Annotated in this window: 6 protein-coding genes; 5 read left to right on the top strand and 1 reads right to left on the bottom strand. The window is 65.9% G+C overall.

The features are described 5' to 3' along the window. From AC3AYF_RS16080 to AC3AYF_RS16060, 5 genes are all read left to right on the top strand, one after another. Positions 1 to 1,299: sigma-54-dependent Fis family transcriptional regulator (locus AC3AYF_RS16080; protein WP_487779998.1), on the top strand; the 1,299-nt coding region annotated here is incomplete at its 5' end. 133 nt (positions 1,300 to 1,432) lie between these two features. Then, the gene (gene yghU, locus AC3AYF_RS16075; RefSeq protein ID WP_295036301.1) at positions 1,433 to 2,287 is read left to right on the top strand and encodes a glutathione-dependent disulfide-bond oxidoreductase; all 855 of its coding nucleotides are present in this window, start codon (positions 1,433 to 1,435) and stop codon (positions 2,285 to 2,287) included. A gap of 116 nt (positions 2,288 to 2,403) precedes the next feature. Beyond that, on the top strand, positions 2,404 to 3,651 hold the full coding sequence (locus tag AC3AYF_RS16070) for a dicarboxylate/amino acid:cation symporter (protein WP_295036302.1): 1,248 nt from the start codon (positions 2,404 to 2,406) through the stop codon (positions 3,649 to 3,651). 28 nt (positions 3,652 to 3,679) lie between these two features. Next, a complete protein-coding gene (gene solA / locus AC3AYF_RS16065; RefSeq protein WP_487779997.1) occupies positions 3,680 to 4,828 on the top strand; it encodes an N-methyl-L-tryptophan oxidase in 1,149 nt (382 codons plus the stop codon). Between the two features lie 65 nt (positions 4,829 to 4,893). Further along, complete coding sequence (locus AC3AYF_RS16060) at positions 4,894 to 5,790, top strand: putative RNA methyltransferase (RefSeq protein WP_295036304.1); 897 nt, start codon at positions 4,894 to 4,896, stop codon at positions 5,788 to 5,790. 36 nt (positions 5,791 to 5,826) lie between these two features. Here AC3AYF_RS16060 and AC3AYF_RS16055 read toward each other — a convergent pair. Continuing rightward, positions 5,827 to 7,422 (bottom strand): sensor domain-containing phosphodiesterase (locus AC3AYF_RS16055; protein WP_487779996.1); only part of this gene is annotated, 1,596 nt, incomplete at its 5' end.

Genomic DNA, 7,422 nt, shown 5'->3' with positions numbered 1-7,422 from the left:
GGGCTTCAAGGGACGGCGTTTACCCTTGACGAGCTGATCGACGCCCACGTCCAGCGCACGCCGCCGGCACCGACCCAGGTGACCCAGCTGTTCGAGGCCGAACTGGACGATCTGCTGGCGTTGCCGCGCTGCGAGCCGGACCAGTTGCGCGCCCTGCGTCTGCGCGCCAGTGGCGAAATCCGCTTTGTCGCACTGGTGGAGCCGCGCGGTGTTCGTTTGCGCCAGCGTGATGCGACGGCGACGGACGCAGTGACTGATATCGCGGCTGACGCTGCCAGCGAGGCCCACCACCGGGTGGCGACGACCTCGACGCCGGCACTGGATCGTCTGGCGGGGGACGACCCGGCGATGCAGCGGTTGCTGAGCCTGGCCCGGCGGCTCTGCCGGCAGCCGCTCAACGTGCTGATCCGGGGCGAGACCGGCACCGGCAAGGAGTTGCTGGCGCGGGCACTGCATGCCAGCGGTGACCGCGCCGAGGGCCCCTTCGTTGCGGTCAACTGCGCGGCGATTCCCGAGTCGTTGATCGAGAGCGAGCTGTTCGGCTATCTGCCCGGGGCCTTTACCGGCGGCAATCCCAAGGGGATGCGTGGCCTGATCGCGCAGGCCGACGGCGGCACGCTGTTCCTCGACGAGATCGGTGACATGCCGCTGGCGCTGCAGAGTCGTCTATTGCGGGTGCTGGCCGAGCAGGAGGTGATGCCGCTGGGGGCGGAGCGGCCGATCAAGGTGGCGCTGCGGGTGGTCACCGCCACCCATCGCGATCTCGCCGCGCTGATCGTTGAGGGCCGCTTCCGCGAGGATCTCTACTACCGCCTCAATGGCGCTGAGCTGGTCCTGCCGCCACTGCGCGAGCGCGCCGACCGCCGCTATCTGATCCAGCGGCTGTTCGCCGCCCTGGCCGCCGAGCAGGGCGGTGCCGTGCAGTTGCGCGCCGATGCCCTCCACGCGCTGCTCGACGCCCCCTGGCCGGGCAATGTGCGCCAGCTCAAGAGTGCGCTGGCGTTCGCCCTGGCCACCCGCGAGGGGGAGACGATCACCGTGCATGACCTGCCCGAGAGCTGCCGCGCCGATCGGGTCGCAACGCCGCCCATCTCTCCGACATCCGCGTCACCCGCGACGACCTGCGTTGGCGATGATACGCCGGCCGACCCCGAGGGGCTGGCGCTGGCCCGTACCCTGGACCAGGCGGGTTGGAACGTCAGCCAGGTGGCGCGCCAGCTGGGCGTCTCGCGGCCGACGCTATACCGGCGCATGCGCCGCCACGGGCTGGTCCCGCCCAACCGGCGCGGGCGTTCATGAGTTTGCGCATGGATAGCGCCTGGCCCACGCTTGCGGACTCGCAGAGCAACCTTTAACACGCTATGTTTTTATCACACGATGGCGAGGCCGCGATGACGGCTTCGTCGGGACCCATTGCTGTCATGGAGTTGTGATGAGCGACTATACCCCTCCCAAGGTCTGGGAACCGAAAGAGAGCGGCGGCAAGTTCGCCAGTATCAACCGCCCTGTCGCCGGGCCGACCCACGACAAGGCGCTGCCGGTCGGCAAGCACCCGTTCCAGCTCTATTCGCTGGCGACGCCCAACGGCGTCAAGGTCACCGTGATGCTCGAGGAGTTGCTGGCACTGGGCAAGGACGCCGAGTACGACGCCTGGCTGATCAAGATCGGCGATGGCGATCAGTTCGGCAGCGGCTTCGTCGAGGTCAACCCGAACTCCAAGATCCCGGCGCTGATGGACCGTAGTGGCGCCAAGCCGATTCGCGTATTCGAGTCCGGCTCGATCCTGCTGCATCTGGCGGAGAAGTTCGGCGCCTTCCTGCCGAGCGATCCGGCCCAGCGGGTCGAGACGATGAACTGGCTGTTCTGGCAGATGGGCAGCGCGCCGTACCTCGGTGGCGGTTTCGGCCACTTTTACGCCTATGCACCGGAGAAGATCGAATACGCCATCGATCGCTTCACCATGGAAGCCAAGCGTCAGCTCGACGTGCTCGACCGTCGCCTGGCCGAGTCGCGCTACCTGGCGGGTGACGAGTACACCATCGCCGATATCGCCACCTGGTCCTGGTACGGTCAACTGGCGCTGGGGCGGCTCTACGATGCCGCGGAGTTTCTGGACGTGGAGAGCTACGGGAACGTCCAGCGCTGGGCCAGGGAGATCGATGCCCGTCCGGCCGTGCAGCGTGGCCGCATGGTCAACCGTACCTTCGGCGAGCCGGAAACCCAGCTTCACGAACGCCACGACGCCAGCGATTTCGAGACGCAGACCCAGGACAAGATCGGCGGCTGATTTCGCGTTCTCGCCATACCGAGCCCGGCCTAGCGTCGGGCTTTTGCGTTACGCTATGCGGCATCGACGCCGCTGCGGTTTGCGACGTCCTCCGGCGGCTAGTCATAGGCACATTCATGAAAACTCTGTTTCGAGGCTATCTCGACTCTTCACTCATTCTGCGCGTCACCATCGCGCTGGTGCTGGGCGTGGCGGTGGGGCTGATCGGCGGCGAGTCCGTCGCGGCCTGGCTGGCACCGCTCGGCGATCTACTGCTGCGTCTGCTGCAGTTCCTGATCGTGCCGATCGTGCTGTTCACGTTGATCGTGGGTATCAACCAGGCCGATGTCGGCCGGATGGGCCGCATCGGCGGCAAGGTGTTCGGCTACTACGTGTTGACCTCGGCCCTGGCGATCGTGGTGGGCCTGGCGGTGGCGTCGTTACTGTCGCCTGGCACGGGCATGGCGCTGGACGACGGCGCCAGCGTCGAGGTGCCGGAGAATCCGGGGATCGTCAGCGTGCTGCTGAGCATCGTGCCGGACAACATCGTCAGCGCGCTGGCCGAGCCGAATCTGCTGGGGATCATCTTCACCGCCTTCGTGTTCGGCATTGCGCTGCTGAAGATGCGCCATGGCGAGGGGCAGAGAGAGCTGGGTGACAAGCTCTATGGGGTCATCGAAGGCCTCAACGCGGTGACCATGAAGGTGATGTCGGGCGTGCTCCAGTACGTGCCCATCGGGGTGTTCGCCATCGTCGCCGGCACCGTGGCCAGGCAGGGCATGGATACCATCCTGTCGCTGGGCGGCATGGTGGTGGTGCTCTATCTCGCCCTCGCGGTACACCTCGTTCTCTATGGCGTGTTGATGAGCGTCTTCGGGGTGCGTCTGAAGGCGTTCTTCCGCGAGGCACGCACGCCGATGGCCACGGCCTTCGCCACCCAGAGCAGCACCGGCACGCTGCCGCTGACGTTGAATGCCGCCCAGCGCCTGGGCATCTCCCAAAGCCTTTATGGCTTCAGCCTGCCGCTGGGGGCGACCATCAACATGGACGGTGCGGCGATCCGCATCGCGATCTCCGCGGTGTTCGCCGCCAATGTCGTCGGCATGCCGCTGGACTTCATGACCATGGTCGAGATCGTGCTGATCGGCACGCTGACCTCCATCGGTACCGCCGGCGTGCCCGGCGCCGGCATCGTGATGATCGCGACGGTCTTTGCCCAGGTCGGATTGCCGATCGAGACCGTGGCGCTCTTGACCTCGATAGACGCACTGGTCGGGATGGGCTGCACTGCCCTCAATGTCACCGGCGACCTGGCGGGTACCGCCATCATCTCGCGCAGTGAAGGCGAGCGCGCCCCGCGCACCGCCGAAGCGACCTCCACGTAAGCCATTGAATACCGGGATTCGTCGACGCATGACACAGACCGTTCACAGCAAGACCTTGATCATCGGTGCCGGCAGCATGGGGCTGGCGACGGCCGACTACCTGGCCTCGGCCGGAGAGGATTCGATCCAGGTGCTCGACGCCCACAGCCCGCCTCACGATCAGGGCGCGCATCATGGCGAGACGCGCCTGATCCGGCTGGCCTACGGCGAGGGCAGCGGCTATGTCCCGCTGGCCCTGCGCGCGCTGAAGCGCTGGCGGGAACTGGAGCGGGACACTGGCGAGTCGCTGTTCGCTCCGACGGGGGTGCTCAACCTTGGCCCGTCATCGGCGCCGTTCATTCGGCAGGTCGAAGCCAGTGCCCGACGATACGATCTGCCGCTGGACGAGATGGACGGCGTGGCGGCCACCGAGCGCTGGCCGGGGTGGCAGCTGGATGATTCGATGCGCGGGGGCTTCGAGTCGCGCGCCGGCGTGTTGCGGGTCGAGCGCATCATCGACTGCTGGCGGCGGCGGGTGGCTTGCAGCCCCGGCGTGACGCTGACGACGGGTACGGCGATAACGCGCATTCGGCATAGGGACGATGGGCGGTTCGAGGCCGGTTGTGACGATGGCCGGCGTTTTGTCGCCGACCGGGTACTGGCGTCGACCGGTCAGCACCTGGCGCCTCTGCTGGCGCCGCTGGGTATCGAGCTGCCGCTGACCCGGGTGCGCAAGACCTTCGCCTGGTTCAAGGCGGACAGCCGCTATCTGCCCCAGCGCTTCCCGGGATTCAGCCTGACCGATGACGAACTGGGCATCTATTACGGTTTCCCCGATATCGACGGTGCCGGCTTCAAGATCGGTCGCCATGACAGCGGCCAGCCGTTGGACCCAGGCGAGCCGATGGCGCCGTTCGGCGATCACTCCGATGACCTGGTCGAGCTGCGGCGGGTGATCGACCGCTATCTTCCAGGCGTCGGGGCGTTGCATCGCGGTGCGGTCTGCCAGTACATCCGCACGCCGGACGAGCATTTCCTGATCGATGAACCGCTCCCCGGGCTGATCGTCGCCGGCGGCTTCTCCGGCCACGGCTTCAAGTTCGCCAGTGCCCTGGGCGAGTCGCTGGGGCAATGGCTGGTGACGGGAGAGGCCGCATCCGCGCTGGCAGGATTCGGCCTGGCGCGTCTTTCAGCCTGACGGCCCGCCCTCATCGAATGGGATGTCGGGTAGACTGGCGGGCTCCACGAGCAAGCGGTAGCGATATGTCTTCCACTCCTTTCTCCGCGCTGGCGTGTCCGCTGGACGGCAAGCCGATGCAGCGTCAGGGTCGGACCTGGCGCTGCGATGCCGGCCATAGCTTCGATGTGGCGCGCCAGGGTTACACCCACCTGTTGCCGGTCCAGCACAAGCGCTCGCGCGACCCCGGCGACAGCAAGGCGATGGTTGCCGCGCGGCAACGCTTCCTGAATGCCGGTCACTATGCGCCGGTGGCCGACGCTGTTGCCCGCGCCGCGCTTTCGGCACGACCGGGGAACGGCCAGCTTCGCTGTCTCGACGCCGGCTGTGGGGAAGGCTACTACCTGCGTCGACTGGCCGAGGCGGCGGGCAAGCGGGAGACGGCATTGTCGTTGCTGGGGCTGGATATCTCCAAGTGGGCGGTGCTGTCTGCCGCCAGACAGGAGCATGCGGTTTCGCGTGATCGGGAGGGAGAGGGTAGTAACTGGGTGGTGGCGAGCAATGCCAAGCTTCCGGTGCAGGACGGCGCGCTGGACTGCGTGCTGTGCCTGTTCGGTTTCGCGGTCTATCCGGAGTTCGTGCGCGTGCTCGAGCCGGGCGGGGTGTTGATACAGGCCGATGTCGGGCCGGACCATCTGAGAGAGTTGCGCGAGGTCATCTATCCCAGCCTGAAGCCGGAGCGCGAACCTTCTCGAACGACGCCCGATGGACTGGCCCGGCGGGATGTCGAGACGATCCGTTTCCAGCTGACGCTGAGCGAGCCGCAGGCGATCGCCGATCTGCTGATGATGACGCCGCATTTCCACCGCGCCAGTGCCGAAGGCCGGGAACGGGCGGCAGCCCTGGATTCGCTCACCGTGACCATCGATGTCCGGCTGACGCCATTCGTTCGGCTCGCCGACAGCGGTGCCCGGGGCGGGTGATCCTGAAGGTCTCGCGGGCGTGCCGCCGACGGCAACTCAGTGTCGCCGTTTCGAATAGGCGTCGGCCCACGCCATCGCTTCCTCGAAGGGGAGTGCGGGGCTGTAGTAAAAGCCTTGCCCCAGATCGCAGCCGAGAGTCTTGAGGCGTGCCTCGATCGCGCCATTTTCGACCCCTTCCGCCACGACCCGCCGGTTGAAGCTTTTGGAGAGGCCGATGATCGCCGCGACAATGGCCTCATCCTCGGGATTGTCGAGCATTCCGATCACGAAGGACCGGTCGATCTTGATCTTCTGGGTCGGGAAGGTGCGCAGATAACTCAGCGACGACTGACCCGTACCGAAATCGTCCAGCGACAGCTGTAGCCCGAGTCGCAGACAAGCTTGAACGTTGACCACGATGGCTTCCATCTCCTCGTGGGGTGAGGTGCTTTCCAGGATTTCCAGCGTGAGCCGTCCCGCCAGATCCCGCTTCTGGCGTGCCAGGGCTTGGTGTAGATGATCGATGAAGCCGCTGTCGAGAAGGCTGGAGGGGTTGACGTTGACGCTGATCGAATAGGGGAGTCCGCGCTGCACGATCCAGTCCAGGGCCGCCAGCGCCCTGTCGATGACGTATTTGCCAAGCTCGATGTCGAGCCAGCTGTTCTCGATAGCAGGGAGAAAGCAGTCCGGCGGCAGGATATCACCCGAAGGCCGACGCCATCGCAGCAAGCCCTCGAACCCCGACACGGTGTCATGGCGGTAATCGATCTTGGGCTGGTAGAAGAGTTCCAGTTGCTGCCGCGACAGGGCGAGCTTCACCTCACGGGCCACCGCCAGACGCTTGCGCCGGGAGTGATGGAGCTTCGGGTCGAAACGACAGTAGCCGTTCTTGCCGGTCTCCTTGGCCGAGTACATGGCTTGATAGGCGTGATGAAGCAGTGCGTCCGCGTCCTCGTCGTCTTCGGGATAGCAGGTGATTCCCATACTGGCCGTGAGCGTATGGACGAGGCTCGATGTCCGGATGGGCGCGCGAATCCGGTCGAGAACGCGGTTGCAGGCCTCGGGCTGCAGCCTGTTGCGCAGAATGATGGCGAATTCGTCACCGCCCAGATGCGTCACCAGATCCTTGCGGCGGACAGCGTCGCGCAAGCGCCCGGCGATGACCTGGAGTACCTCGTCGCCCACGGCGCTGCCATGTGCTTCGTTGATGTGCTTGAAGCCATCGAGATTGATCAGGCAGACCGACAGGGCCTCGTTACGCTGTCGGGCAGATGCCAGCTCCGCGTCCATCAGCATTTGAAGCAGACGACGATTCGGCAAGCCGGTCAGCGCGTCGACATGATCGCGGCTCGGTTTCGACATCGGTCGGTCGACTGGACGCTTGTCGATCTCATCCTCGATCTGGCTGGCGAGGACATGGAGCATGCCGAAATCCAGCGCCGACGAGGCGATTGGCGTCGTATGCACCAGGCACAACGCGCCCAGGCCGAAACCGTTGGAATCCCGTACCGGTACGCCTGCATAGAAGCGCCAATGGGGGGGGCCGAGGACCTGGGGATGGTTGGCGAAGTCGGGATGCCGGCGGGTATCCTCGATGATCAGCAGCGCATCGTGGCGGAGGGTGGGGCGGCAGAAGTCCTGCGCATCGGCGAT

The sequence above is a fragment of the Salinicola sp. genome (genome assembly GCF_982684285.1).
The sequence above is the reverse complement of the archived record's forward strand: the minus strand, read 5'-3'. Positions and strand labels throughout refer to the sequence as shown.

Coding starts and splice junctions, on each gene's coding strand:
- yghU (WP_295036301.1), top strand. CDS start 1,433: ATGAGCGACTATACCCCTCCCAAGGTCTGGGAACCGAAAGAGAGCGGC.
- AC3AYF_RS16070 (WP_295036302.1), top strand. CDS start 2,404: ATGAAAACTCTGTTTCGAGGCTATCTCGACTCTTCACTCATTCTGCGC.
- solA (WP_487779997.1), top strand. CDS start 3,680: ATGACACAGACCGTTCACAGCAAGACCTTGATCATCGGTGCCGGCAGC.
- AC3AYF_RS16060 (WP_295036304.1), top strand. CDS start 4,894: ATGTCTTCCACTCCTTTCTCCGCGCTGGCGTGTCCGCTGGACGGCAAG.